This window comes from Mucilaginibacter angelicae, from assembly GCF_042434235.1.
Taxonomy (GTDB): Bacteria; Bacteroidota; Bacteroidia; order Sphingobacteriales; family Sphingobacteriaceae; genus Mucilaginibacter; species Mucilaginibacter angelicae.
Genome location: NZ_JBHLTS010000080.1, coordinates 192,172 through 217,377, shown reverse-complemented (window position 1 = coordinate 217,377; position 25,206 = coordinate 192,172). Strand labels below are relative to the sequence as shown.

The 25,206-nt window shown below is 43.8% G+C and carries 23 protein-coding genes; 10 read left to right on the top strand and 13 right to left on the bottom strand.

The features are described 5' to 3' along the window. Nucleotides 1-5: 5 nt before the first annotated feature. The 7 genes from ACFFGT_RS32305 to ACFFGT_RS32275 all read left to right on the top strand — a co-directional run bounded on the left by ACFFGT_RS32305 (nucleotide 6) and on the right by ACFFGT_RS32275 (nucleotide 7,908). On the top strand, nucleotides 6-479 hold the full coding sequence (locus ACFFGT_RS32305) for a hypothetical protein (RefSeq protein WP_377026647.1): 474 nt from the start codon (nucleotides 6-8) through the stop codon (nucleotides 477-479). Then, the gene (locus ACFFGT_RS32300; RefSeq protein WP_377026646.1) at nucleotides 476-1,366 is read left to right on the top strand and encodes a DUF4407 domain-containing protein; all 891 of its coding nucleotides are present in this window, start codon (nucleotides 476-478) and stop codon (nucleotides 1,364-1,366) included. Before ACFFGT_RS32305 ends, ACFFGT_RS32300 begins: the two co-directional genes overlap by 4 nt. 23 nt (nucleotides 1,367-1,389) lie before the next feature. After that, on the top strand, nucleotides 1,390-1,932 hold the full coding sequence (locus tag ACFFGT_RS32295; RefSeq protein ID WP_377026645.1) for a TIR domain-containing protein: 543 nt from the start codon (nucleotides 1,390-1,392) through the stop codon (nucleotides 1,930-1,932). Then, nucleotides 1,929-4,250, top strand: a complete 2,322-nt coding sequence (locus ACFFGT_RS32290) for a hypothetical protein (protein WP_377026644.1) — start codon at nucleotides 1,929-1,931, stop codon at nucleotides 4,248-4,250. Before ACFFGT_RS32295 ends, ACFFGT_RS32290 begins: the two co-directional genes overlap by 4 nt. Next, nucleotides 4,234-6,033: a hypothetical protein gene (locus ACFFGT_RS32285; RefSeq protein ID WP_377026643.1), complete on the top strand. Its 1,800-nt coding sequence runs from the start codon at nucleotides 4,234-4,236 to the stop codon at nucleotides 6,031-6,033. The genes ACFFGT_RS32290 and ACFFGT_RS32285 overlap by 17 nt, the downstream gene beginning before the upstream one ends. Before the next feature lie 5 nt (nucleotides 6,034-6,038). Then, nucleotides 6,039-7,097 carry a DUF4407 domain-containing protein gene (locus tag ACFFGT_RS32280; protein WP_377026642.1) on the top strand — a complete coding sequence of 353 codons (1,059 nt, stop codon included), beginning with the start codon at nucleotides 6,039-6,041 and terminating at the stop codon, nucleotides 7,095-7,097. A 358-nt stretch (nucleotides 7,098-7,455) separates the two neighbouring features. Continuing rightward, a complete protein-coding gene (locus ACFFGT_RS32275) occupies nucleotides 7,456-7,908 on the top strand; it encodes a hypothetical protein (protein WP_377026641.1) in 453 nt (150 codons plus the stop codon). Nucleotides 7,909-8,170: 262 nt separating this feature from the next. Here the strand turns inward: ACFFGT_RS32275 and ACFFGT_RS32270 are convergent, their stop codons facing one another. The 4 genes from ACFFGT_RS32270 to ACFFGT_RS32255 form a co-directional block, all read right to left on the bottom strand. After that, nucleotides 8,171-9,172, bottom strand: a complete 1,002-nt coding sequence (locus ACFFGT_RS32270; RefSeq protein ID WP_377026640.1) for an NADP-dependent oxidoreductase — start codon at nucleotides 9,170-9,172, stop codon at nucleotides 8,171-8,173. 26 nt (nucleotides 9,173-9,198) lie between these two features. Beyond that, nucleotides 9,199-9,966: an SDR family oxidoreductase gene (locus ACFFGT_RS32265; RefSeq protein ID WP_377026639.1), complete on the bottom strand. Its 768-nt coding sequence runs from the start codon at nucleotides 9,964-9,966 to the stop codon at nucleotides 9,199-9,201. 13 nt (nucleotides 9,967-9,979) lie between these two features. Beyond that, nucleotides 9,980-11,086, bottom strand: a complete 1,107-nt coding sequence (locus ACFFGT_RS32260) for an alkene reductase (protein ID WP_377026638.1) — start codon at nucleotides 11,084-11,086, stop codon at nucleotides 9,980-9,982. Between the two features lie 185 nt (nucleotides 11,087-11,271). After that, nucleotides 11,272-11,862 (bottom strand): TetR/AcrR family transcriptional regulator, encoded by a 591-nt coding sequence (locus tag ACFFGT_RS32255; RefSeq protein WP_377026637.1) that lies wholly within the window; start codon nucleotides 11,860-11,862, stop codon nucleotides 11,272-11,274. Between the two features lie 660 nt (nucleotides 11,863-12,522). On the opposite strand from ACFFGT_RS32255, the gene ACFFGT_RS32250 reads away from it, so the two are divergent. Then, nucleotides 12,523-13,356 carry a mechanosensitive ion channel family protein gene (locus ACFFGT_RS32250; protein ID WP_377026636.1) on the top strand — a complete coding sequence of 278 codons (834 nt, stop codon included), beginning with the start codon at nucleotides 12,523-12,525 and terminating at the stop codon, nucleotides 13,354-13,356. Between the two features lie 66 nt (nucleotides 13,357-13,422). Here ACFFGT_RS32250 and ACFFGT_RS32245 read toward each other — a convergent pair whose 3' ends face one another. The 9 genes from ACFFGT_RS32245 to ACFFGT_RS32205 all read right to left on the bottom strand — a co-directional run bounded on the left by ACFFGT_RS32245 (nucleotide 13,423) and on the right by ACFFGT_RS32205 (nucleotide 23,363). Then, entirely contained in the window at nucleotides 13,423-13,815 is a 393-nt protein-coding gene (locus tag ACFFGT_RS32245; protein WP_121233493.1) for an HIT family protein, read from the bottom strand. A 119-nt stretch (nucleotides 13,816-13,934) separates the two neighbouring features. Then, nucleotides 13,935-14,408, bottom strand: coding sequence for a transcription elongation factor GreA (gene greA / locus ACFFGT_RS32240; protein WP_377026635.1), 474 nt, complete (start codon nucleotides 14,406-14,408; stop codon nucleotides 13,935-13,937). A 255-nt stretch (nucleotides 14,409-14,663) separates the two neighbouring features. Next, complete coding sequence (locus ACFFGT_RS32235; protein WP_377026634.1) at nucleotides 14,664-17,411, bottom strand: DEAD/DEAH box helicase family protein; 2,748 nt, start codon at nucleotides 17,409-17,411, stop codon at nucleotides 14,664-14,666. Nucleotides 17,412-17,546: 135 nt separating this feature from the next. Continuing rightward, complete coding sequence (locus tag ACFFGT_RS32230; RefSeq protein ID WP_377026633.1) at nucleotides 17,547-18,821, bottom strand: hypothetical protein; 1,275 nt, start codon at nucleotides 18,819-18,821, stop codon at nucleotides 17,547-17,549. Beyond that, complete coding sequence (locus ACFFGT_RS32225; protein WP_377026632.1) at nucleotides 18,821-19,909, bottom strand: cell division protein ZipA C-terminal FtsZ-binding domain-containing protein; 1,089 nt, start codon at nucleotides 19,907-19,909, stop codon at nucleotides 18,821-18,823. The genes ACFFGT_RS32230 and ACFFGT_RS32225 overlap by 1 nt, the downstream gene beginning before the upstream one ends. A gap of 167 nt (nucleotides 19,910-20,076) precedes the next feature. Next, entirely contained in the window at nucleotides 20,077-21,318 is a 1,242-nt protein-coding gene (locus tag ACFFGT_RS32220) for an RNA polymerase sigma factor (protein WP_377026631.1), read from the bottom strand. Between the two features lie 47 nt (nucleotides 21,319-21,365). Beyond that, nucleotides 21,366-21,710: a YciI family protein gene (locus ACFFGT_RS32215; RefSeq protein WP_377026630.1), complete on the bottom strand. Its 345-nt coding sequence runs from the start codon at nucleotides 21,708-21,710 to the stop codon at nucleotides 21,366-21,368. 33 nt (nucleotides 21,711-21,743) lie between these two features. Next, a complete protein-coding gene (locus ACFFGT_RS32210; RefSeq protein ID WP_377026629.1) occupies nucleotides 21,744-22,196 on the bottom strand; it encodes a carboxymuconolactone decarboxylase family protein in 453 nt (150 codons plus the stop codon). 153 nt (nucleotides 22,197-22,349) lie between these two features. After that, complete coding sequence (locus tag ACFFGT_RS32205; protein ID WP_377026628.1) at nucleotides 22,350-23,363, bottom strand: hypothetical protein; 1,014 nt, start codon at nucleotides 23,361-23,363, stop codon at nucleotides 22,350-22,352. A gap of 123 nt (nucleotides 23,364-23,486) precedes the next feature. Here ACFFGT_RS32205 and ACFFGT_RS32200 point away from each other — a divergent pair, with 123 nt between their 5' ends. Beyond that, the gene (locus ACFFGT_RS32200; RefSeq protein WP_377026627.1) at nucleotides 23,487-23,993 is read left to right on the top strand and encodes a DUF1569 domain-containing protein; all 507 of its coding nucleotides are present in this window, start codon (nucleotides 23,487-23,489) and stop codon (nucleotides 23,991-23,993) included. An 88-nt stretch (nucleotides 23,994-24,081) separates the two neighbouring features. Next, entirely contained in the window at nucleotides 24,082-25,167 is a 1,086-nt protein-coding gene (locus ACFFGT_RS32195; RefSeq protein ID WP_377026626.1) for an acyltransferase family protein, read from the top strand. Nucleotides 25,168-25,206 lie beyond the last annotated feature (39 nt).

The window sequence follows — 25,206 nt, the reverse complement described above, 5'->3', positions numbered from 1 at the left end:
AACATATGGAAACCAACGAAGACCACCTGTTCTCCAACCACGAATTGTTCCTTGAACTTTTAAAGGGGCTTAAAACCTTTAAAAGCCGGGACTGGTACCAGACCGGGTTTGAGCACGGCATTAGCCGGCATTCCCACCATGCTTACAACGAAGGCGTCGACCTGATCTCGAACGACCTGAAGATGCATTTCTCGGAGGTATCTGATAAACTCGCCGAACTGATCCTGAAATCCGCCGTCGACCTTTATGATGCCGGACCTGAAGGCGCATCCAGGCATATTGCAGAGCTTAAAAAACAATTCTGGGACGAAAAATTGACCTATTGCCGGGCCATGGCAGTAAAAGACCACGCCAACGAAAGGGACTCGGAGTTTCATACCCTGATCCTGGCTTACCGCTCCGGTTTTAACGAAGGCCACCGGGTATACCTGAAATCCACCGGAAAATATAAGGAAGAAAAAGCAACTGAAACCCGATGAAAGAAATCGACCTCCGCATCGCCTGTTTTTTAACCGGCTACCGCTACCAGGCCGTCCGGCATTACGATAACTGGTCCCGGCGAAAAATCTCCATTTATGCCATTGCGCTGGCCTTTCCCACCGCCATTTGGTTTGCCAATGGATTTTTCCTGACCACCCGCATCCTTGGCGGTACCTTCGGTGCCGGCCTCGTCGTCGGTATGGTCTGCGCCGGGCTCATCTTCTTTATTGAAAGGATCATTGTTATGTCGTCCAGTTCCCCCGGCATCCGGATTATACGGTACACGCTGGCATTTGCTATCGCCTTCCTCGGCAGTTTCCTGATCAAGGAAATCATCTTTGAAAAAGACATCAACAATGCGCTTGCAGATCAGCGGACGATCCTGGAAAATAAGCAACTGGAAAATATCAAAAAACAATATCAGTCGCAGATGGACAGCTCGGCTTTAAAAGGATATCTGAGGGATTATAAAAACTGGAAAGACGGCGCTAAACAAGAAGTGCTTGGCCATTTATCAAACCGGGGATCCGGCAAGGGAACGATCACCACTTATCTTTCAGACCAGGGCGATTCCATCATGAAGAGAAGCATCATCCCCGAAAAAAGACGCCTGGCCAGTGTTGGCGATTCGATCCAGTATAAACTCCGGCTCTGGAAAAAGGATGAGATCGCCAACGAAGGCCTGATCACCCGGATGAATGCCTATATCGACATCACCTTTAGTAATTGGGGCGGACGGATCATCTTCCTGCTTTTCTTTATTATCCTGGCCAGCCTGGAGCTCTTCGTCGTCATCCTCAAACAAGGCCTCGAGAAATCGCTGCTGGAGACCCATGAAAAAAAGATCACCGAAATCGGCATGAAAGCATCCACCCAATACAGCTAAGCACCCCATTAACAGCACCCGACATGGACACCTTTAAATACGATATCGCCATATCCTTCGCCGAAGAAGACCGCAACGCCGCCCTGGCCATGGCCCTCGCCCTGGAAATGCAAAACTTTCAAAAAGTTTATTATTATCCCGATAACCGCGAAGCCACCGCCGGCCTGTCGCTCGACAGCACCCTAACCGCAATCTATTCCCGGCAGGCCCGCTACGCCATCGTCCTGCTCTCCGCCACCTATGCACAAAAAAAATATACCCAAATCGAACTGGCTGCGATGCTGCAAAGGGTGAAGGACGCGCAGGATCAAGTATACCTGATCCCGGTACTACTCGATGCCCCAGGAACCCATGACTTCCCGGAACTCAACAATCTGGGTTATATCCCCTGGGATTATGAACCCAAGCGCGTAGCCCTTACCATGAAAAAATTATTCGGGTACCAGCTCCCAGGCAACAATCCGGATAAGCAGCGGCAATATATCCAGTTGACCACCCAAAAGATTGTCAACCAGCAGGCCACCTACAATCAGACCAACACCAATAGCAGCACGACCTATTTATGAAAGATGAGCCTAATAATGAAAGTCCGGGTAATTCGCCGGACCAACCAGCACCGGAGCAACCAGCCCAGGGAGAAAAGCCAAGTGATAAACCCGATGCCAGCATATCGGCCACCCAGCATATCGAAAACCTGCGGGAGGTTTATGACCAGCAGAATATCAATAAAGTTGATGTTTACTTCAGCACAGGAGGTCAGGAAGCCGACAAAATCGATTTTATGGTTCTTCCCCTTACTCCCCGCACGGATAGCCGCTTGCCTATCGATCAGATCACCCATCAGCAATTCGGTGAAAGCCGGATGATGCTGATCAGCCATGGCCTGAACCATGATGTACTGGCCGCCGAAGCGGTTGAACAAATTGTGCTGCGCCATTGTCCGGGAAGCTCCAGTGCAGTTTGCTGTAACCTGCAATTGCAGTCCGCATTCCAGCTCAGCCGCCTGATCCGTGAATTTAGCACCAGCCCGCTTTACCAGCCCGGCAAAACCCAGGCGCTGGTAATTTTTGAAAACCGGGAAACTAAAGACACTGCCAGCCTTTTAGCCGACTTTGTCAAAAAAGGCGGACCGGCCAAAGGCCTGACCGAACAATTAGCACAAAAAGGACTCCTACTGATATATGCAGGCCAGCATGCCAACCTGCCGGAAAACGCCGTTCAGCAGGAAATCTATGCGGCTTACTACCTGATCAACACGCTCATCCTCGGCATCAGCGAACACGTGAATAATTACCAGGAGGCCCTGGAAACATATCGGCAGGTCATCGAAACATCCAGGCTGACAGGCTGGCTCAGTACCCGCCCGGAAAGCGATCTCGTACGGGAAGTGACCGCATTATTGGTAGCAGGCTCCCTGCTACAGGAATTGACAGAGCGACGCAACAGCATCAGTTACGCTGAAGAGCGCGAAACGGTAAAAAAACTGTTGGACACTCCCCTGAAAAATATCGTATTATTTATAGCTACCTATTTCGACGAAATCAGCATCACCGATTTTGACCAACTCGTTAAAACCCTGATCGGCGATTTGCCGGAAACGCTGATCAACCAGCAAAAAGGCGGTGCATTTGACCTGCTTTGGGAATGGGAGACCAGTGCCGATAGCATCCTGACAGATTGCGGGTTGTTATTTGACCTTTCCGAAAAAAGAAAGATCCCCGCCTACCGGTTTGAAAAGTCCGTCCGCAAAGACATCCTTCGCGATTTTTTTAGCAGCAGCCAGCGGCTTATGTTATTGCGCAGGCACGATGTAATCATGCGCGGTCTGTTTGCCGATAATGCCATGTTCACCCCTGGCATTGTTGCAGGTTGCCTGGGGCTGAATTTTGAAAATGCCGCCATTAACCCGCCGCACTACCTCGCCGGCTTCTGCCTGCACATGACAGACCATCTTTCAGATATTGATTCCGACAACTGGCGCACAAAGCAGGATTATTTTCTATGGCTGGTTAATTTTATCCGCGCCTGGGAAGACAAAGAACGCTTCAAATCCTACCTCGGACAATTTTATAAACAAATGATGGAAAACGAATTGCGCCGGGCTATACTTGGTGCCTTATTAACCCATCTTTGTACACCCGACAGACCGGAGAATTTAGCCCGGCTAAAAACCTTCCTTGAAGGCACCAGCAGCGAGGAAATGACCGGAAGCTTCCGGATCATCAGAGCCATTGTGTTTAATTACCTTGACCATTTACCGGAATTTTTCCGCGAAGTCGATAGCTGGACAGATACCTCTACCGGCGAGCCCTCCAAATCCTGCGCCTTTATCAAAATTGCCTGCACCTATATATTTTATAATGGATGGCTCGACAAAAGGGGTAAGCGAAGCCTGGCCGTGCAGTTGCTTGAAAAAGCAGCCAGTCCCGATTTTCCGGACGGGCTTTCCCTGCTCAGCGATTTTATTTTTGGCCTCTCCTCCGCCGCTGCATTCCGCCGCATTTACCGCAAATTATATAAAGAAAACTACCTCCAGGAACGCCTCCTGAAAGAAGATATGGAAGCAGACCTGCAACTGATCTGGGTAATCGTCCTGACCCAGTGGCATTACCTGCTGCAACCGGGCCGGGAGGTGCTGCAGATCAGCCCCGAAAGCCAGCAAAACCGTTTTTTTCCTGCCCTGGAAGCAATCCTGGCCAGCCATACCCGAAGCCGCCTCAACATCGCATTTAACAAAGCAATCGAGATCATCAACTACAGGATCGCCGGTTTCAAAGAGGCCGACCAGGTTGCCAGGGGACCGCTGGAGAACAAAAGGACATCCGCCAGGACACTCATTAGTTTATTAGCAACCTATTCAACAGCTCATGGAAACGACAGATAAAGCCATCAACACCCTGAACACAATTATCCGGGAAATACCAGCGATGCCCAAACACAAAGAAGCGCATGTGCAGGTCATTATAATCAACGCGAAAAGCGCGGAGATCCTCTATGAACAGCCCTTTGACCCCCTCCGCCTGCAAAAGTTGCGGTTCTTTGAACTGCATATGAAAAGCGCCCTGTTTAATGTCAGGGGCCCATTGCTCACTGCGTCATACGAAAACGCGCTAAAACCTTTTGAAATTACTGTACGCTTCAACGTCCGTATCATCCCCGGCCAGGGCTTCAAGCTTGTTAGATTTATGAACGGCCGGGAAAACCCGCTGGAACTCCTGAATGCCGCCCTGCGGCAAGAGGCAGCCGACTATATCTTCCAGCATAAGGATTTTGTCATCAACTTCAGCCAGCATGGGGAGGTGCTCAGAAAATTGCTAACTGCAACCGCCGAACGTATAGGACTGGAACTGGATATCCAGCTTCAGCACCAACTCAAAATTGACGGCATCCCCCAATTTTTTACGGATCAGTTTACCGTCAAGGCACAAACCAACGACGGGCAGACCGTCGGGATCCGGCATGACCTGGCCCTAACGCTCACCGACCCCATCAAATACGCCCTCTCCGATATTAAGGACACTAAAGAATGGGTACGTAAGCGGCTGGACCAATATACCAGCAATGCCGTTATTGACCTGAACTATGCAACCGTCCTGACCAATATGGACGAGTCCCTGATCAAAGAGCCCATGAAGGTGGCCGTCCAAAAGATCGGTTATGAATTGAAACAAATGATCTCAGTGCCCGGACTCGATAATGAGAAATTCTATTTTGAGACCGCCGACGATAGCCCGAACAGCCAAAAAGATTACAGTACCAGGGATACCAAATTCAAGGTCGCCGTCAATATGGTCGTCAGCGGAAAGCTCGACCTCCATGAGGCAAAGACCAAAGAATTTATCAAGCCGGATTTTGACATCATTGCCTCCATGAAAAAAATGGCCATTGGCAGCGCCCGGTCCTATCTGATCGGAAAAACGCCGCATGAATGTTTCCTCCAGTTTAGCCAGCTCGAAATCGACCTGCTTAACCACGTCCGCAAAACACTGGAAGACGCTTACGGCTTTTACGACCTGAACCTGAGCATCCAGTCGATGGAATCCAATCTCTCCGACCGCTTTTTCAGGTTGCAGGAAAAACCCCACGCAATCAAATTCGACGCCGATTTTCAACAAAAGCATTTTGAACTGGGTTTCCAGGTCAGTGCCGTTGCCGAAGACGGCTGGTTCCGCTTCCGGGGCAATAACTATACCGACACCCAGGAAGAGCTGGAGGCGATAGGCAAATTGGTACTGGATGTCATGAACAACACGATGTCATACCGCACCGGTTTAATTGACAGGGAAGCCATCATGCTCGAATTTGAGGAGGCCCAAAAACAAGTGATCGCCGAATTTGGCCTGGAAATCCGTGTACACACGCTAACGGGAAGCCTTAGCGAACAGGCGACAATCAGCATTGAAGAACGGACAAAAGATAACCAACACAGGGCCAGGCAACGCGATATTCTCCGGGAACACAATGCCATCCAACTGGTCGAGCTCCTGCAACGCCGGCGCGAAGCGGAGAAATACGACAAAGAGAAAGCCCTTGAGCTACAACAAGAAATTGATCGCGAAGTAGAGCGCCTGGCAACCGGCATTGAAGCCAGCACGGGCAGCCTGCAAAATATCAGTTCCCGGCTGTTACCGGGCAGCGATAATCCTACATCCACACCCAATTCCTAAAGATCATGAAACAGTTTTTATATTTCCTGTCCAAAACCGATCAAACCGTTGTTAGCCGTTGCCCACCTATGGCCCGGAACATCCAGTATTCACTTGGCTTTTTTGTACTCCTGACCGGCACCATCGCCCTGCTCTCCGGTACCTATGCCATCTCAAATATGTTCCTCTACGAAGACCCGTCCACCGGGCAACCCGTAATGCCCTTTTTCGGTTGGCCCGCATCCATTATTCTCGGCCTGGTTTACGCCACCTTTATCATGGCTATCGACCGCGAAATCGTTTCTGCCACCAATAAGATCACCGTGGCTTACCGGATCCCTCTGGCCATCGTAATTAGCCTGATCATTTCCAAGCCTATTGAAATGCAGCTTTTTGATTCGGCGGTGGTGCAGCAGCTCAGCAGCGATAACCAACACGACCAACATAACCAAAACCTGTCTAACGAATTGGACGCTAACGTTAACCGGCTGCAGGTCCGGTTCAATATACTGGACAGCAGCCTTCGGGCAGCGGTGGACAGCCGGAATTACTGGCAAAAAATGAAATTAGCAGAAATCGTTGGCACCGAGGCCGCCGGAACCAGCGGCCATCCCGGAGAAGGAGTGGCATTCCGGCAGGATGATGAAAATATGAAGGCACAGCAAACGCTCATTGATCAGTACAACAGTGACCTCAAAACCGTTAAAACAGAACTCGATAAGGCCAGAATAGCAAAAAAGACCGAATACCACCTCGATAAACAGAAAATAGCCTATGACCTGCTGTCCAAGAGTGTTGCCCTGAACAAAGTGAAGGACAACGACAAATCCGGTACAGCCACCCGGATGGGCTGGAGCATAACCGGACTGTTTTTGCTTTTCGAAATCATTCCCTCGCTGATGAAGCTGTTGCTGTCCAAAACCGAATATGACGCGCTCATCGATAAAAGAAGATTGCTTAATATCCTCTCCACAGACATGATCTACGAAGAGGCCACTTCGATCTACCATGACAAATCCGCAGAAGAGATCAGCAAGGAAAACCCCGTCCGGATCTCACAGCTTTACCTGTCACAGTCTGACTAAACCTGTCACAATATGCCAGCAAGTCCGGCGGGTCAACACCCGGCGGACCAACGGCACGAAACGCAGCAGCTGACTGTCCCTTATTCACACACTCGTTCTATGCTCATCACCATCCGCTTTGCCTCCCCTGCATTTTAGCTTCCAGTATCTTCCCGGGAAACAACAGCAGTTTATTGAGAAAGGGCATTTAAGTAATACAGATATCTGAATATTTGAAAAAGATGCTCTGAATTGGATAACATCAGCGTATTTTGCTTTTAGTTATTACCATCTTTGCTATGTAATTCTCAAAATACAGAATTACATAAATATTTATTTACATCGATTTAGAATAAAACGGACCTGAGTAGTTATTTATATGAACGGTTTCATCACGTTAGAAAATGGCGAGGACTTTTCCATCAGATGGACCGGCTATGACGAAATTATTAGAATTGCGATAAAAGAATTGTCGTTTTTAGACAATAGCAATGAACTGGCAGAATGGCTGGATACGCAAGTTCCAAATGAGAATGAAGATGACGGAAATTTCGTCCCCTTTTATAAAGAAAATGGTGAAATGATATTGAGAATTATTGATGTCAGGGGATTAACAACAGCCAATAGGCTGCTTTTTTGGACAGCAGTTGAAAACGGAGAGGAAAAACTATTAAGGTTGGGGAATGAATATTCTATTTTAAATCCAATTGTGATAACCGACCTAATGGAAATGCATCAAACAATCCCTGATAATATTGAAATTTTTGAGGAAAACGCAGAATACATCGTAACGAATAATGATGTTATAAAAAAAATTGGGCCCGGTTGGTAAACTAATGTTTGTTGGTTCGGTAATTATTCTGACGTAAGTCTTGTCCTTGTATAACTCTACTTTTTGAACCAGAAAATTTATTGGTTCAAATCCGCGATTAAACGCAAATCAGAAAGGAAATGGTTCGATATGTGTACAGTAGGGGCCACGAAAAGCCTAACAGAGATGTTAGGCTTTTTCATTTAAAATTTTTATCAAACCTTATCACAGATCAGCCGAAAGAATCAAGCAAACAATATTGTTTTCCTACAAACAAAACCACTTATTTAATTTTGATAACGACTTTTCCTTTAGCCCGCCCGCTTTCGACATAGGTTATCGCTTCTTGGATCGATTCGAATGGGAAAACTTTATCTACAACAGGTATTATAGCTCCGGAATTTATAAGGGAGGTGATCTCATTTAGCTGTTCTCCATTTGCTTTCATAAACAGAAATGAAAAGCCCACATTAAGCCGTTTTGCTTTCTTTCTCACCCCTGAGCTCAAAAGGCGCATAATTAGTTTCACGAACCAGGGGGCTCCGATCTCTTCCGCAAAATCAGGATTGGGAGGACCGGAGATTGAGATGAGTTTTCCTCCAGGTTTTAACACGCGCAGTGACTTTTCGAGTGTGTTTCGGCCCTGGCTATTTAAAACCAAATCATACCCCTGCAGGATTTTTTCAAAATCATCTTTCCTGTAGTCGATAACAACATCTGCGCCGAGGTTTTTCACTAACTCCGTATTGGCCGCACTGGTAGTTGTAGCTATGGTAGCGCCCAGATATTTCGCCAGCTGAATGGCAAATGTACCTACACCTCCTGAGCCAGCCTGGATGAATATTTTCTGCCCTTTCTTCAATTTTCCTTTTTCAACCAGTGCTTGCCAGGCAGTCAGGCCCACCAGGGGAATAGATGCAGCTTCTTCCATAGTCAGCTTTTTGGGTTTAAGCGCCACATCAGCTTCCTTAATGGTAATAAACTCTGCAAATGTTCCGATCCGATGATCTGCCGGTCGTGCATAAACCTCATCTCCAACTTTAAATTGCTGCACCCCGGCCCCAATCTTAGTTACAACGCCAGCCACATCGTGCCCTAAAACAAATGGGGGTTTATACGGCAAAATGAGTTTGAACTCCCCGTTTCTGATTTTAGAATCCAGGAGATTTATACCGGCAGCGTGTGCTTCTACCAATACCTCATCCGCCTTTATTTCCGGGTCGGGTATTTGCCCAATGCGTCCGCCATCCTTGCTTTTGTATTTGTCTATAATAAATGCTTTCATTTTTTTATATATGATGAAGATAATTTCTATGATGATAAAGCCTTATAACTTTTCTTAGGATTAACCAAACTGAAAGCCAGTTTCGGGAAAAGCCGGTTGAGTATATAAAGTGCATTTGTATCACCTACACGGATGGTAAACTGATCCTTTTTAAGGCCTGCAATAAGCGCTTTCACTAAGTCTTCTGCCGTCATTTTTTTATCGTTCCTGGCAGCCGTCATTTCTGTAGCAACAACAGGGGGTAAAAGCTCAAATACTTTCAGGTTGCTGTTTATAATTTGCAGGTGCTTTCTCAGCACTTTTGTGTAAAACTGTAATGCTACTTTAGAAGCCGAATAAGTTGATTCCAATAATGCAGGAACATAACTGAGTATTGAAGTTGTGTTGATAATTGCGCTTTCTTCCCTTGATTTAAGCATATCGATGAACAGGTTATTAAGCCGGATTACCCCCAGGTAATTGACGTTTATTTCATAAGCAGCGTCCTCTAAATGCTGATCATTTGCTATTCCAAGGTTAATCGGGCCGGTTAATACACCTGCATTATTATATAAGATGTCTATACCGCCCATTTGCTGTATCTGCTTGAATAGCTTTTGTGCATCATCCGCATCGGATACATCACTTTTAAGAGCTGTAATTGCAGGATATAGCTTCTTTGCTTCATCTAATTTTACCTGATTTCTGCCAGTGATGACTACGCGGGCGCCGTTGGCCAAAAACTGTTTTGCTGCTTCCAGTCCGATACCTGATGCACCTCCTGTGATCAATACCGCTTTTCCTTTTATTTGCATAATTTCGTTTTGCTTAATTTGTATTGTTATTCATCAGTGCCGGATAATCTGTATAACCCTTTTCACCCGGTGTATAGAAGGTTGAGGGGTCGGGTTGATTGAGTGGCGCGTCTGCTTTAAAGCGTTCAACAAGATCCGGGTTGGCAATAAAGGGAACTCCGAATGATACCATATCAGCATCACCATCATTCAATACCCGGCTGGCCGTTGCTTTGTTAAATCCGCGGTTAATGATGATGGCACCGTCATAAATCGGACGGTAACGTTTCGCAACCTCCTGAATAGCGAGAGGGTTCCCTGAAACATCGGTAAATGGCTCGGTTAAGTGCAGATAGGCCAGGTCGTATTCATTTAATTTGGCAACGATGTAATCGTGTACGGCCATTGTTTCCTCATCCAGCATCATACCCTGGATACCGTGAAGAGAGGGGTTTAACCTTACGCCAATCTTCCTGATGTCGATTACTGAGTGTAGTTCGTTCAGTATGTCAAATAATATGCGCGCCCGCTTTTTAATTGAGCCGCCATACAGATCCTCCCGTTTATTGGAGTATAGATTAAAAAACTGATGCAGCAGATAGCCATTGGCCGCATGCAGTTCAACGCCGTCAAAGCCTGCTTCCATCGCATTTAGGGCAGCCTGTTTAAAATCATTAATTGTTTTTTGGATCTGTTCAAGCGTCATCTCCCTGGCATCAACCGTATCTTTAAAACCTTCAGGCGTAAATGCCTGGGCCAGCGGATTTAATGCTGAGGGTGCCAGCGGAAGCTCCCCGTCAAGCAGGTCAGGATGCGACAATCGTCCCACGTGCCATAGTTGAGCGAAAATTTTTCCGCCTTGTTGGTGTACTGCATCAGTAACCAGTTTCCAGCCTTCAACCTGTTCTTTTGAATATATCCCGGGTACATTAATGTATCCTACAGCGTCACGGCTAATGTAAGTCCCTTCTGTAATGATCAGACCGGCAGATGCGCGCTGCTGATAATAAAGAGCTGTTAGTGCTGTTGCCACATTGCCCGGATTAGCCGAACGGTTACGGGTCATTGGCGCCATTACTATTCGGTTATTTAGTGAAAGGCCTTTTAAATTGAAAGGCTCGAAAATTAGTTGGTCATTCATTTTTTTAATATTATCAGATATAGTAAGCCTGGTTTGCAACCCTGGCATGTGGTTTTTTATTTGTATTTATACTTTTTAGTATATTTTATTGCTTTAAATCGTAGTAGGAATCAATTCTCTGAGTAAATGATTTGGTGTTTCATTGCTATAAAATATACTGAAAAGTATATTTAAATCGAAAAAAATTATGGGGCGTAGCTTTCCAATTCCGCTTTCAGGCTCTTAATTAAACCTTGCATTGGCTTTGCCGTGTTCATCGTTCGGCATAATACAACTGCACCCTCTACTGCTGCTACGGCTTTAAAAGCATATCCAACAGCGTCAAGCTTATCTGTAAATTCACCATTACCGATTCCTTGATTTAGGATGCTTACAAACAATTCCTGCCCCTGGCGAAGTATGCTTGCTACCTTTTCTTTGATAACTGGGTTATTGTCGTCGGCTTCTACAGCCATATTGAATATCGGGCACCCGCCTTTAATATGTGTTTCCAATGGATCCTTATAATAGTCGAGGTAAGCAAATACCTTTGCTTTAGCTGTTTTACCCCTGCTGATGTTTAGCATCAATTTTTCTGCATTATTGTGCAGCATGTAGTCAACAACCTGCAGAGCCAGGTCCTCCTTATTTTCAAAATGACCGTATAAGCATCCCTTGGTTAATTTAGTAGCATCCAGCACATCATCTATATTAGCGCCAGATACACCCTTCTTGTTAAAGATAGGCGCCGCTGTTTCAAGGATAAATTGTTTTGTTCTTTCGGCCTTTGTAAGCATTACATCCAAATTGATGGTGTAAAAATATACTAAAAAGTTTATTTTGTTATAGAAACTTAAACCGCTTGTTGTTTATGACCCCGGGATGATATTTATTATAAAGCGTTTGGGCAAAGATTTATACGACAATATTGATCATATACATCTCCCTAAGGAGTCACCGCCTCCACAACACAATATCAGCTGTTATTGATCTGTAGGAGTTACCCTCATCAACGTTCCCGGCGGAAGGTACTCATCGCGGCAAAATTAATCCATTTTGCTCCCCCGGGAAGCACCCCCCAAAAACAAACCTGGCACGCCAGAAAACTTCTCATTATTCTTTTTTTTCACACCGCCCCGAAAGTATAGCTGCCCATTGCTGGTTTAACTGTAGCGGCTTTCTCCTGCTTGTGAAAGGCAATTAATCTGAACCTTTATTATTTTATAAATAATAAATTCACTTTAACTATAATTTAAATAAATAACTAAAAATGGAATTATTATCATAATTAATTATTGTTAAGTGCTTGTTAATCTTTTACTTATGTGGGGCAATACTCCATTTTTTTGTATATTAACAAAACTGTATTTGAAGCCCGCGATAAAGCAATCAAATAATGCAAACCAAATAAAATTTATAACAACAAATCCTACACAAAACCTACAAGCTTTTTAATTATGGAAAATGTAACTGTTTACACCAACGCGTTTCTCAGCTGGATCAGCACCTTCGGGCTTAATTTATTAAGCGCCCTGCTTGTGTTTATTATCGGCCTTTATCTTATTAACTGGCTGGGCCGCCTGTTTAAAACATCAATGACAAAAGGCAAAATTGATGTATCGCTGCAATCGTTTTTCAGCAGTTTGCTGATGGCGGGTTTGCGCGTATTGTTATTGATAACCGTTGCCGGTATGCTGGGCATACAAACCACCTCTTTTGTGGCCATTATTGGCGCGCTTGGTTTGGCTGTGGGCCTGGCATTGCAGGGTTCGCTGGCTAACTTTGCAGGCGGCGTATTGATATTAGTATTTAAGCCTTTTAAAGTAGGCGATATCATCGAATCGCAGGGACAAAGCGGCGCGGTTATAGAAATACAGATCTTTAATACCATTTTACTTACGCCCGATAATAAAACAGTGATCCTGGCAAATGGCGCAGTATCAAACAATACAGTTGTAAATTACAGCAGACATGGCAGTATCCGCGTTGATATTTCATTAGAAATTGAGCCTCAAAATGATATGGATACCATACGCCAGATAGCGATTAATGCCTGCCTTTCACATCCGCTTGTTTTGAAGGACCCGGTACCAATTGTTAACGTTTCAAAAATAAACCAGGGTAAAATCGCTATCGGTATTTGCCCTTATGCAGAAGCACATGATTACTGGACCGTGTTTTTTGGAGCACAGGAGCTTATTAAAAAAGCGTTTGATGAGCATAAGGTTGGTATGTCAGGGCCACACCTTTATATTACACAGCGCCAAAACCCTGCTACAGCTACTGCCTAAACTGAAAAGGCCGCATCATTTATATGTGATGCGGCCTTTTTATTTGTATTAAAAAGTTTTCGATTATTAACCTATTGCCTGCCTGATCTTTTCGGCTGTGGCATTAAATTGTTCGGGCGTAAATTTTTGTTTGGGAAGCGAAAAGTTGATGCTGCTCATATCATTCATCGGAATAAGATGGATATGTGCATGCGGTACATCAAGGCCCATAACTGCCACACCAACCCGCGGACAAGGAACAGCCTCTTTTAAACCAATGGCTACTTTTTTGGCAAACAATTGCAAGCCGGTATAAGTGTCATCATCCAGGTCAAAAAGATAATCAACCTCTTTTTTAGGGATCACCAGCAAGTGACCTTCCGTAAGCGGAAAAATATCCAGGAAAGCCAAAAATTCATCGTTCTCGGCTACTTTATAAGCGGGGATCTCGCCTGCAACTATTTTTGAAAAGATGGTCATGGGTGCTGAGTGGTTGTGGGTAGTGAGTGGTTGATTAGGTTGATTTAGTGAGTAGTTGATTAGGTGAACAGCTTGTCAAAATTTTAACCATTCGCCTAATCAACCACTCACCTAATCACCTATCTGCTTATTTCCAGGATCTCGAATTCAATTTTACCTGCAGGTACGGTGATCTCGGTTTTTTCACCAACCTTTTTGCCAAGCAGGCCTTTAGCTATTGGCGATGCTACCGAAATTTTACCGGTTTTCAGGTCGGCTTCGCTCTCTGATACCAGTTGGTAGCTCATGGTAGCCCCATTTTTCAGGTTTTTGATCTTCACAACAGATAAAGCCAGCACTTTTGAAGTATCTATTTTTGATTCATCAAGCAAGCGGGCGTTTGCCAGTGTTTCCTGCATTTGTGCAATTTTAGCCTCGTGCAAGCCCTGCGCTTCTTTGGCTGCATCGTACTCGGCATTTTCCGAAAGGTCACCTTTATCACGTGCCTCAGCAATAGCTTTTGATATATCGGAACGGCCGGTTGTTTTTAATCTTTGTAGTTCCTCTTTTAATTTCTCTATACCTTCCTTGGTATAGTATGATACCTCTGCCATAACGCAAAAATTAATTAATATTTATTACTGTTGGTTATCCAAAAAAAACCGCCCTTCCCTATTTTAAGAAAGGACGCAACGCTTATAAAAGCAAACAAGACTATGTAAGCCTGCAGCCTACATAGTCTTGCTTTTTGGTAATTAACGAAGATAAGTGATTTAAGTTTTATAATCCAAATTTTTGAGGAGGGAATTTTATTGTGCTTGTGATATTTTATTTTTATCAAAGATTAACATTGCCGTAACTCAAAGTTCTTATTGCCACCTGTTTATCCTTTCGGGCTTTTTCTCAAGCTGGGCCGATAATGATTTTATCCTTGCCCTGAGCAATAGCCTGCGCCCTTCAATACTGCGGGTAAAAATAAGTTCGCAGGGGCCAACTAACCTTTCCCACTGCTGGCTGAAATAAACAGCTGTATTTTTATTCCGCCCGATAACTTCTGGTACCGAATGAAAATCTTCCTGGTTAATAAAGCGCATAAAAATGCTTCTACGGGTTATCACATACCGCGGATTATCAATGGGGCTAACCACCTCGTGCAGCATGTTGATAAAAGTTGATTTCTCAAAGGTCGATCCTCCGTCAATATAACAGTAAACGGCACCAAAATGATCAACCGAGGCTTCAATACTTATTTTATCATAGCTGGTTTTAACTATACCCGCTTTGATCATAGCGTTCAGCAGGGCATCGCCAATTTGCTGCACATCTTTTGCTATATCGCGATATTTAACGTATAATCTGAAGGCCTTGAATGTTTTACGGCCGAATATCGCTACACCCACTATCGAAACAATAGCTAAATAAGTATAAAAACCTTCTACCGAATTAAGGCTTCTGCCCATGCGCCCTATTGAACTGATCATGTTCATTAAATAATCAAACAGGCCAATGCCGAGCGATATGATCAGGTTTTTGATGGTGCGGGTAAAATGCAGGCTTTTAACTGCCTGGTATTCGCGTTCATCAGGAAAGGGGACTTTAATTTCTTCTATCAGTGTTACGCCTTTTTCAAGCGCCGCTATCCAATATTTTTTAAGCGCTTCCCTGTCGGCCGCATGCCTCATGGTTTCTTTATTGCCTAACTCAATCTGTATTTCGTCACTGATCTTTTCAGGAATATTTAACCTGCCTATGCCGCTTTCAATGCCATAGTTATCTTTAAACGAGATGCCCACAAAACTTCCGAAACGCCTTTTAAGCGTGTCAAAATCATCGCCCCCGGTTGCCGATGTAGTGTCGATACAGGCCAGGTGCCAGATATTACCGGTTTTGCCCAGGTTTCCATTTTGTGTGCGGATAGCCCGGCCCCGCATCTGGTTTGAAAGCACAAACGACCCGACAAAGCTTGCCAGCACCAATGTATTGATAGCAGGTGCATCCCAGCCTTCGCCTAATAGTGATTTTGTGCCGATGAGCAATTCGATATCACCCTGTTCAAAAATTTCTGTGATGATATGAACTATTTCATTTTTGAGCTGACTGCACTCTTCAATTAAAATATAATCCTCATCAAAAGGCACTTGTTCGCATACTATTTTGCCAAGCCCCTGTGCCACCGTCATTGCCTCAAATGCGGGATAAGCCGACCGCGGAATAATCACTACCGATCCTGTTAATACACCAATCTTTATCCGCGTGTTGTTTTCGCGCCTTAACTTTTCAAAAATTGTTATTACCCCTATTTTATTAAGCTCACTGTTGTTTTGAGCAGCATTTGTATAATACTCTTTCCTGATATAATCGGTAAGTATTACCATCCGCAGGTTGTGATTTAACTGCCTGTATTCAAAATCAACAATTTGCTTTATGCTTTCCAGCTTGCTTATGCTTGATGATAAAAGACCCGTAACCTGCCGGTTTTGGGAAAAGCAGATCTGCCGTTTTTCAATAGCGCCATTTCGGCGCAATTTATTCTCCAGGTTCTTTTTATGCTCTTCAAAGCCTTTAAAGTATTGCTTTTCCTTATACAGGTAAAAATCAAGCAGCAACTCGGCCCATTTATAATCAAACCCGGGGATCTTGATACCTTTATCATCAATAATATTCAGGTGACTTTTGGGAATTTCGCGTCCGTTGGCATTTAAAAATATCAGCGAAGCCGAATAGCAGGAAAGGTTAGTATAGATCCAATCGAGGTGCTCCTCGGGCTGAAGCCAGACCGGATGGTTTTCAATTGCTGTTACCAGGATCTTATCCTGCTTTATCTCATCAAAAAGCACCAGCATCCGCTGCCTGAAATTGCTGATATTTTCGGCTTCGGTTTGAGTAGGCAAACTCAGGTAAACATAATCCTGATGGGGGCAAAGGTCGCCTTCAATAACCAGTTCGGGAACGGTAATTTCAACGCTGACTGGTCCGTTTAACTCGATATACCGCTGCCATTCGTTCGGCGAAACGTCATAGGGAGGTGTGGCTGTTAAGCCTATAGTTACCGGATCAATAGCTTCTTTAACTTTGCTAAGGGTAAAATACCATTCGTTTTTAAGGTGATGGGCTTCGTCAATAACTATGGTTTTTACATTTTGCTGTTTTAGCCCGTCAATTATGTTCTGAAGGTTTTGATTGTGCGAAGCCGATACCGTTTCGTCGTCGGCCTCCTCCTCCTCAATTTCTGTATCTTCTTCGGCAATCCGTAAATTGTTGCATGCAGCATGCAGCCCCTGGTAGGTAACCACGGTCATGAATGCCGGCTTACGGATATCTTTCGAGATCCAGGCGGGCACGTGTTCTGTTTGCAAAAACATTTCACAAAACCGGTGGATCCACTGGTTGCGGATAGCAATGGAAGGCGTAAGGATCAGCGTGGCATTGTTGATGCGCCGGGCTACTTCCAGGCCCAAAATAGTTTTGCCGGAACCTGGCGGGGCTATCACATGTAAATGTCCGTCGGCCAGATGTTCATCAAGGCCGTCAAGTACGCGTTGCTGGTATTTACGCCAGTTATATTGAAAATTTATTCCCTCCGGAAAAGCTGTAAGCCTATCTATTTGCAGCTCCAATATGTTTGTGTTTTATAAAGTCCAGGTTCTATTTTGAATAATAATTTAAGGCCTCAATATAGCCATGATCTTTTTGATTCCCAATTATTTTGTGCCTGATACACTGCCGTGTGGCTCATCCTGATGCTTACCTCGTTATTCATACAGCTTCCTGGTATCTTCATTACAATCAAACCTGATCTCATTTTTTATTCGCTCACTCAGCACATTATTTTCCTTTAATATTTCAACAATATCTTTCCGGCACATACCGCAGGTGTGTTTATCATAAAGGGCCTCCAATGGTTCCCTGCATTCGGGCGTTTCATTGGCCCAGTAGATATTCTTGTACTTAAGTACCAACCATTCCAATACATGGCTATCTTTACTTTCGGCCGCCAGCTTGGTCAATAATAAGTTATCACCGGATTTATAATTAGATGCGAGGATGATCACAAAATTTTCCGGAGCTTTGGATGCGCTTATGCTTTCAATTGCAAATTGCCTGATATCTTCTCCTTTAAAAAGGCTTAATGCATCAGCAGCCATAGTAACTATCCTGGTGTTCCTTACCGGATCTTTACAAGCCAGTTTAAAAAGAAATTCTTTATCAAGAGGAAACTTATGCTTAGTAAAAACCCGTAATAATTTTTCACGATTGGTTTTCTTTCGCTCAACTATCAATTGTTGAGCTATTAGATTAAGTTCGGCGCTGTTCAGATCGCGGTTTATAAACCAAATGCGGCTGGATCTTAATAAGGCTTCTTCAACAATGTTTTTATAAACAGGTACAGTCGGCTTCCCCCGTTCATTGCGCTCGGCTGTATTTCGTCGTACATCATCAGTATATATCTTGATAAAGCGGTTTTGTGTAGCGGCAGCATCAAGTTCGGCCCATACGTCAATTTGCTGGTTTTCTTTTTGGAACTGAGTTATAAGATTATCGTCCTGCCAATCTTCCGGATCTTTTTCAAGGCGTTTCCCAAACTCTTCAGCTATAAATTTGAGGCCTTCCAGGCCATCAAGTTCCATGATCTGGTATGTACCTGCCCAGTCCGATCTCCAGATAGGATTATGAACGAAGCCATCATAAATAGCCTGTTTTGCTTCGGTATCACCCTCCCGGGCAAATATTTTAGCCAGGTCAAAAAGCTGTGTCAGGGTCCAGGTATCGTTTTGAGGTTTTAAAAGGGCTTTTAATATGGCTTTCTTTATTTTGTCCCTTTTACCTGATAGATTGATCAATTCAAAAAGATACTCCTCCCTGCTGCGCTCGCATTGTCCATCGTACGAGAAGTTTTTGATACAGGCTTTGATGATCTCTCCCGAAAAATCAATATTGGGATGGCTTTGCAGCAGTAAATGTGCTTCGCCTGTTCCCCGCCGTATGGCGCTTTTAAATTTTTGTTTGATAAGGTTGGTTTCTGTCATTAAAATATGGTTAGCGCTTTAACTGATCCGGGATTTATGCCTTTTTGTTTCATGCTATTAACTAATGCTTTAAGTCTGTTTCTTTCGTCAGCTTCATTAAACGGACTGCCATTAGCATTTAAAATTTTACCTCCTAAACGTTTCTGGCAATATTTTATAGCGTTTAGCATGGCATCAAATATATTTACAGGGGCGGCGCTGCGTGGTACGCTGTAGTAAAATACCAAATCGGTGGGGTTCATGTTCCCTTCTTTAATATTTTCAGGTAAAAAATACCCGGGATTAGTGTTGGTGCCCACGCTAAAAAGCGATTCATCACCATATTCTGACTTTTGATTCTCCCAGTGAAACAGGTCGCCATCGCCCCATTTTAAACCGGTACATTGTAAAACATCCCAAACATCCATCCCTTTAAAGGTTTTATCCGCCTTTAAAATCAGCACTTCATCCACCTCAAACTGCTGCTTGAGCTCGACCAGCAGTTTCGCTTTTGCAAGGGCATCAGTAACTGGCTCGGCCGGCGTTATTTGGGCAGCATACGCTTTTAACTTTTCCTGGATTTTGGCCAGATATTTATCAAGCAATGCAGAATCAAAAACAGGTTTTTCGGGGTCAAAAACCTGCAATAGGCTTACACCTACCTGTAACTTTGTATATTTTCCTGGCCCTTTACCTGCTGTTGCGTAGGTCCACCTGTTCTTTTCGGGTGCAAAGCCGTATATGTCGGCGGCAGCGAAGTTTTTTCGCCAGTCAAGATCAAATATCTCATTGAGTTTGCTTTTTTCAAACAGCGGGGCTCCATCGGATAAGGTAATATTGATGATCCATTCGCTCTCCGGGTCGGCTTTAAATTCGCTGCGATTATCAATATGATGGTCGCTTTGCGGTATAGTAAGTTTGCTTTTATCTAAAATATAGGAAGCGTTTTCCGAAGGCTTATCCATGCCCAGGTCTTTTACCCGCTGATCGGTTTGGCTTTGGGTCGATATGAAATAACCATCGCCGGTTTCAATACCTTTGGGTTTCTGTTTGCAGGCTGATATCAATAAGAAGGAAAAGCAGGTTGTGAGCAAAAATATCCTGTTCATTGCAAATCGTGATTAGGTTTATAGCTGATTTTACAGCGGGTAAATTACTAAAAAACAAGATTATCGAGTGTTAAGAAATTGATTTTCAAAAGCTGTTGAGAAGCCTTTTTTACTTCCATTTGTACGTTGTACATAAACCGGGGCTTCACTCAACTGCCTTAAAAAAACTATTCCTCCAGATTTTTTAGCCGCCGAATATTATCTGCCATAGTTGCCTTATCATGTGCAGACGTAGCCAGCTTCATTGCAGCTTCGTAATGCTGTAATGCTTTTTGATTATTCACACCTGTATATAAATTGCCCAGCAATGAGTAATAGAAATGATTATTGCTAAGGTTCAGCTTTTCGGCTTCGGCTATTGCGGCTGTTTTGCCACTGGTTTTGGCAAGTGCGAAGGTGCGGTTTAATGCAGCAATGGGCGAATACTCCATGATAAGCAGGTTATTGTATAACTGCAGTATATTCTCCCATTTTTCGGAAGTATCTTCTTTAATGGTATGCCAGTAGGCAATACCTGCTTCGAGGTGATATTTGGTTATTACTGTTCCGGTAGATGCCTGGTTTAGGTAATAGATGCCTTTATTAATTAGATCCCTGTCCCAAAGTGATTCGTCCTGGTTTTCATAAAGGATCATAGCGCCGTTGTCATTAGTGCGGGCTTCAAACCGCGATGCATGAAAACACATCAGCGCAAACAGGGCATTTACAGCCGGGGTATTGGTGGCAGGATTTTCTATGAGCAGGTAATTAAGGCGCATAGCCTCGCCGCAAAGGTCGCGGCGAAGAGCGATGTTTTGGGAGATTGAGTAATACCCCTCAGAAAACAGCAGGTAAATAGTTGTTAAAACAGTTTCCAGCCGGGTGCCTATCTCGCTTAGGGTTGGCTGCTTAATCTGGATCGCTGCTTCCTTCAGTTTTTCTTTTGCCCGGTTTATCCGTTTGTATATAACTTCTTTGTTGGCTAAAAAGGCGTCGGTAATTTCCTGGATGCCAAAACCGCAAAGCAGGTTAAGGGCAAGAGCCACCTGCGATTCGGCCGGGATAACCGGGTTGCAAACCGTAAAGATCATGGCCAGCTGGCTATCGGCAATGTTTTTGGTGGATAGGTCTATCTCTATTTCACCGGCACTGTCGGTAGTATATTTTATTTCGGGCGAAAGCTTTTGCTTAAAAATGGTATCCCGTTTCAGGTAGTTTTTGGTTTTGTTTTTAGCAACCGTATAAAGCCAGGCTGTTGGATTATCGGGCAAACCTTTCAGGCTCCAGTTTTCGGTGGCCGAAAGGAAAGTGTCGCTCACAATATCTTCGGCAATTTCAATATGCTCAATACCAAAAAGGCGACAAAGCACCGCGGCAATTTTGCGGTACTCGGTACGGAACAGGTGAGGTAAAAGCTCCTGGGCTTGCATAGGTTAAAGTAAAAATGCCTTTGCAAAAGTACAAAGGCATTTTTGATTTATACGGAAGGAACTGCCATTCGCACTTCAACCGTGGCGCCCCATTGCAATACCGGGCAGCCTTTGGCAATTTCAACGGCATCATCATAATCTTCGGCCCTGATCATGAACAAACCTCCTATTGATTCCTTAATTTCGGCATAGGGGCCATTGATCACTGTATTTTGTTTGATCACCCGGCCGTCGCCATCCCAGCGTTTAGGTGGGCCAACCAGTTTGTTTTGGGCTGCGATGCCGCCTATCCAGTCCTGGAAAGGTTTTATAGCCGCCTGCATTTGCTCGGGCGAAGGGCTGGCATCCTTACTTTTCAGATCCCTGTGGATCACTAACAAAAACTCATTCATAAGGTTATGTTTTAATGTTGTAATATAAACTGTTTATGAAAACTGACCAACCTGGTAAGTGCCCGCAACATTAGGGAACGACAGGTTGATACGGTTCCATGTGTTAATAGTAGTAACGGCCATGGTAAGGTCTATCAGTTCTTCATCGCTGAACTGGGCTTTAGCTGTACGGTATGCATCGTCGGTTACATGGCAGGCGGTAACGGCTTCAGCCCAGGTAAAGGCAGCCCTTTCACGGTCGGTATAATATGGTGATTCTTCCCAGGCGCTTAGTCCGTATAACCGCTGTTCGGTTTCGCCTTTGGCGCGGGCATCTTTATAGTGCATATCAAGGCAGTAGGCGCATTTATTAATTTGTGATACCCTGAAGTTTACTAATTCAAGCAAGGCTTGTTCAAGGGGCGACTTTTTAAGATAGGCACCCATGCCAAATAATGGTTTTAAGGCATTTTGTCCTTTTTCCCACATGCTGATTCTCTTTTCCATTTTGTTTGAAATTTATGTTGTTAAAACCTAATGACAACCATGCTGCACGGATTGGACAAAATGGAGAAAAAATATTTTTTGTTTTTTTGGCGAGGGTTGAAATGGGGACTAAATAGCTATTTGCATAAAAACAATTCCAGAATAGTACGGCACTTACTTAACGTCATCAAATATTTCGTGATACTCAAGCGTATTCTGATTGCCAAACTCATAAGCACCAAACCGCCTCACAATATCATGCGTAGCCATAAGCAAAAACTCATTGATGGCCATTTTATCTTTTGGGTTGGTCGAAACCGTATTGAGTATGGTTAAAGCCACCTGTTGTCTCACCTCATCATACTTATCATTCGGGATTTCTGACATTTTTGACAGACCATTATACTGCTGGGTAACTGCTCGCCATTTAAGCCACGATTCAAAAAGATAAACTGAGTATTGCTTTTTACTCAAAATAGCCCTGTACTTACGTATAGCAAGCTCATTACTATTATCGCCCAGTTTGCCGTTGTGTTTTACATACTGATCGGCAATTTCAATTTGATAAATGGAATACTCCTGGAAATTGGCAGCCGGACTGCCGGTTTTTTCCAGTAAAGCCAAACCCGCTTTTAAATCTTTTACCTTGAGCTTTTCATACGCAGTATAATTGGGCGATTTGATGTAGTTTTTTTTGTCATTAAGCTGCCAGTATTGTTTTTCGCTCATGCTAACAAACCTTTTCATAGGGTAAGCGCTGGCTATGTAATTGAAATATTTATCACTTTCTTTCAAGTAAACTTTGTAACTATTTTTGAACGTAACAGAATTAAAGCCGCTGATTTTTGCTGTTTTATAATTCTGAATAGTTAAGTTCAGGTAATGCTGTACATAATTATTTAACGTATCGTTAAAAAAGTGAACCTTTTTTAAGGCATTGCATACATTGATATAATCAACCAGCATCTTCTTAATATCACCCCCGGCATCGCTATAAACATTTATCAGCTCTTTTTGATCAGCGACTTTGTGGTTAATATCATATGCCCTGTACACATCCTTTAAATCATTAATCAGTTTGGTTTTGGCTGTTACATTATCTAACAAATCGGTACAAAAAACATAGGGATTGAATACAAAAAGGAATAAAACAGTAATTGAGAATTTAAGATTTGCGTAAGGTTTCATGGCATTATGATGGTGTGGATTCACAATAAATCTATGTTAAAAAAGTCAGATTAAGGACACAGCACTTTTGTTTTTTTATAATCGAACCCCGCTCTCAACAAGTCAAAACCCATCCCGCTATTTATGATTAAACTCATTTTCAAAACCACAAATTGTACCTATCTTTCCCTCATGGCCTTACCCAATATTTTCACTGTACAGGTAGCTGATGATGTGATCAGCCGCATTAACAAGCTTACTCCGCAAACCGCACCCGGATGGGGCAAAATGAACGTTGCCCAAATGCTGGCGCACTGCTGTGTATCGTATGAAATGGTATATGAAGATAAACATCCTAAACCCAACGCATTCATGAAACTGATCCTGAAAATGCTGGTTAAAAATAAAGTGGTAAGCGAAACGCCTTATAAGCGTAACAACCCAACCGCGCCTGCCTTCCTCATTACCGGTGAAAGGGATTTTAATACCGAAAAAGCACGATTGGTGGCCTATATCCAAAAAACACGGCAACTGGGCGAAAAAGCTTTTGATGGCCGCGAATCGCATTCGTTTGGCCCTTTAACCCTTACCGAATGGAATAATATGTTTTATAAACATGTTGATCACCACCTTACCCAGTTTGGCTGTTAATGCCTATTTGAAAATGTAAATCTTTTATCCGGCGGATTTTTGTTTATTTAGCAAACCAGGTTCCTGCAACCAGCCTGGATAATTTGACATGGATAAAGTAAGCCCGAACGTACTGCAAACCAAACAGCATTTTGAAATTCTTGACGGCCTGCGGGGTATAGCCGCTATATCTGTTGTTACCTTCCATTTTATGGAGATCGCTTACTCAGACTATAGCAAGGATTTTATAGGTCACGGTTTTTTGGCGGTAGATTTTTTCTTTTGCCTGTCGGGCTTTGTAATTGGCTACGCCTATGACGACAGGATTGGCAAAATGGGTATTAAAGAATTTTTTAAGTCGAGGCTCATCAGGCTGCACCCGCTTGTCGTTTTGGGGTCGGTTTTGGGTTTGTTGACTTTTTTATTTGATCCTTTTGCTACCCAGCCTATAACCCGTAACGGAGGCAACATATTATTGATATTTCTCAGCTCGGTATTAATGATCCCATATCCGGCCATGACGGAACGTTTTTTTAACTTGTTTAGCTTCAATGCACCTGCATGGTCGTTGTTTTGGGAATATGTGGCTAACATTATTTACGCGCTTGTGCTTTATCGCCTTGCACGGCGCTATCTGATTGTGCTTGCCGTGATTGCGGCGGTAGCTATTTGCTATGTGGCCGGCCACTCGGGTAATTTAATGGGCGGCTGGAGCGGCGGCACTTTTTGGGATGGAGGTGTACGGATAGCCTATTCATTTACTGCTGGTTTGCTGGTTTTCCGTTATAAGCTAATCATCAAAAACAAGCTTGGCTTTATTGGTATTTCGGTTTTATTAATGCTGGCTTTCCTGACGCCATTCTCATCCTGGAACTGGTTAACCGAGCCTTTTATAGTAATCATTTATTTCCCGTTGCTGGTGTCATTAGGAGCGGGCGCTGTTCTTAACGATGGCTTACGTAAAATATGTGTTTTTTCGGGCAATATTTCCTATCCGTTATATATGACACATTATGCTGTGATGTGGATATTCGGTAATTATTATACAGCAAACAAACCCGATACCATACATTTAACATACATCATTATAGGCGGGTTAATTGTGTTGATAATATTCGCTTACCTGGTTATGATAGGTTACGATATCCCATTGCGCCGTTATTTAACTGAAAAGAGAAAACAAACTATTAAGTAAATAGAAGGTATATCCGCAAATTTAATCAAAGGTTAAAAG

What these genes read in the sequence shown, in the direction of transcription:
- ACFFGT_RS32230 (WP_377026633.1), bottom strand. Translation starts at nt 18,821, where the DNA reads ATGACAGAAACCAACCTTATCAAACAAAAATTTAAAAGCGCCATACGG.
- ACFFGT_RS32245 (WP_121233493.1), bottom strand. Translation starts at nt 13,815, where the DNA reads ATGACCATCTTTTCAAAAATAGTTGCAGGCGAGATCCCCGCTTATAAA.
- ACFFGT_RS32220 (WP_377026631.1), bottom strand. Translation starts at nt 21,318, where the DNA reads ATGCAAGCCCAGGAGCTTTTACCTCACCTGTTCCGTACCGAGTACCGC.
- ACFFGT_RS32215 (WP_377026630.1), bottom strand. Translation starts at nt 21,710, where the DNA reads ATGAATGAGTTTTTGTTAGTGATCCACAGGGATCTGAAAAGTAAGGAT.
- ACFFGT_RS32255 (WP_377026637.1), bottom strand. Translation starts at nt 11,862, where the DNA reads ATGCTTACAAAGGCCGAAAGAACAAAACAATTTATCCTTGAAACAGCG.
- ACFFGT_RS32250 (WP_377026636.1), top strand. Translation starts at nt 12,523, where the DNA reads ATGGAAAATGTAACTGTTTACACCAACGCGTTTCTCAGCTGGATCAGC.
- ACFFGT_RS32195 (WP_377026626.1), top strand. Translation starts at nt 24,082, where the DNA reads ATGGATAAAGTAAGCCCGAACGTACTGCAAACCAAACAGCATTTTGAA.
- ACFFGT_RS32295 (WP_377026645.1), top strand. Translation starts at nt 1,390, where the DNA reads ATGGACACCTTTAAATACGATATCGCCATATCCTTCGCCGAAGAAGAC.
- ACFFGT_RS32200 (WP_377026627.1), top strand. Translation starts at nt 23,487, where the DNA reads ATGATTAAACTCATTTTCAAAACCACAAATTGTACCTATCTTTCCCTC.
- ACFFGT_RS32305 (WP_377026647.1), top strand. Translation starts at nt 6, where the DNA reads ATGGAAACCAACGAAGACCACCTGTTCTCCAACCACGAATTGTTCCTT.
- ACFFGT_RS32265 (WP_377026639.1), bottom strand. Translation starts at nt 9,966, where the DNA reads ATGCAAATAAAAGGAAAAGCGGTATTGATCACAGGAGGTGCATCAGGT.
- greA (WP_377026635.1), bottom strand. Translation starts at nt 14,408, where the DNA reads ATGGCAGAGGTATCATACTATACCAAGGAAGGTATAGAGAAATTAAAA.
- ACFFGT_RS32275 (WP_377026641.1), top strand. Translation starts at nt 7,456, where the DNA reads ATGAACGGTTTCATCACGTTAGAAAATGGCGAGGACTTTTCCATCAGA.
- ACFFGT_RS32300 (WP_377026646.1), top strand. Translation starts at nt 476, where the DNA reads ATGAAAGAAATCGACCTCCGCATCGCCTGTTTTTTAACCGGCTACCGC.
- ACFFGT_RS32270 (WP_377026640.1), bottom strand. Translation starts at nt 9,172, where the DNA reads ATGAAAGCATTTATTATAGACAAATACAAAAGCAAGGATGGCGGACGC.
- ACFFGT_RS32210 (WP_377026629.1), bottom strand. Translation starts at nt 22,196, where the DNA reads ATGGAAAAGAGAATCAGCATGTGGGAAAAAGGACAAAATGCCTTAAAA.
- ACFFGT_RS32285 (WP_377026643.1), top strand. Translation starts at nt 4,234, where the DNA reads ATGGAAACGACAGATAAAGCCATCAACACCCTGAACACAATTATCCGG.
- ACFFGT_RS32205 (WP_377026628.1), bottom strand. Translation starts at nt 23,363, where the DNA reads ATGAAACCTTACGCAAATCTTAAATTCTCAATTACTGTTTTATTCCTT.
- ACFFGT_RS32260 (WP_377026638.1), bottom strand. Translation starts at nt 11,086, where the DNA reads ATGAATGACCAACTAATTTTCGAGCCTTTCAATTTAAAAGGCCTTTCA.
- ACFFGT_RS32290 (WP_377026644.1), top strand. Translation starts at nt 1,929, where the DNA reads ATGAAAGATGAGCCTAATAATGAAAGTCCGGGTAATTCGCCGGACCAA.
- ACFFGT_RS32225 (WP_377026632.1), bottom strand. Translation starts at nt 19,909, where the DNA reads ATGAACAGGATATTTTTGCTCACAACCTGCTTTTCCTTCTTATTGATA.
- ACFFGT_RS32280 (WP_377026642.1), top strand. Translation starts at nt 6,039, where the DNA reads ATGAAACAGTTTTTATATTTCCTGTCCAAAACCGATCAAACCGTTGTT.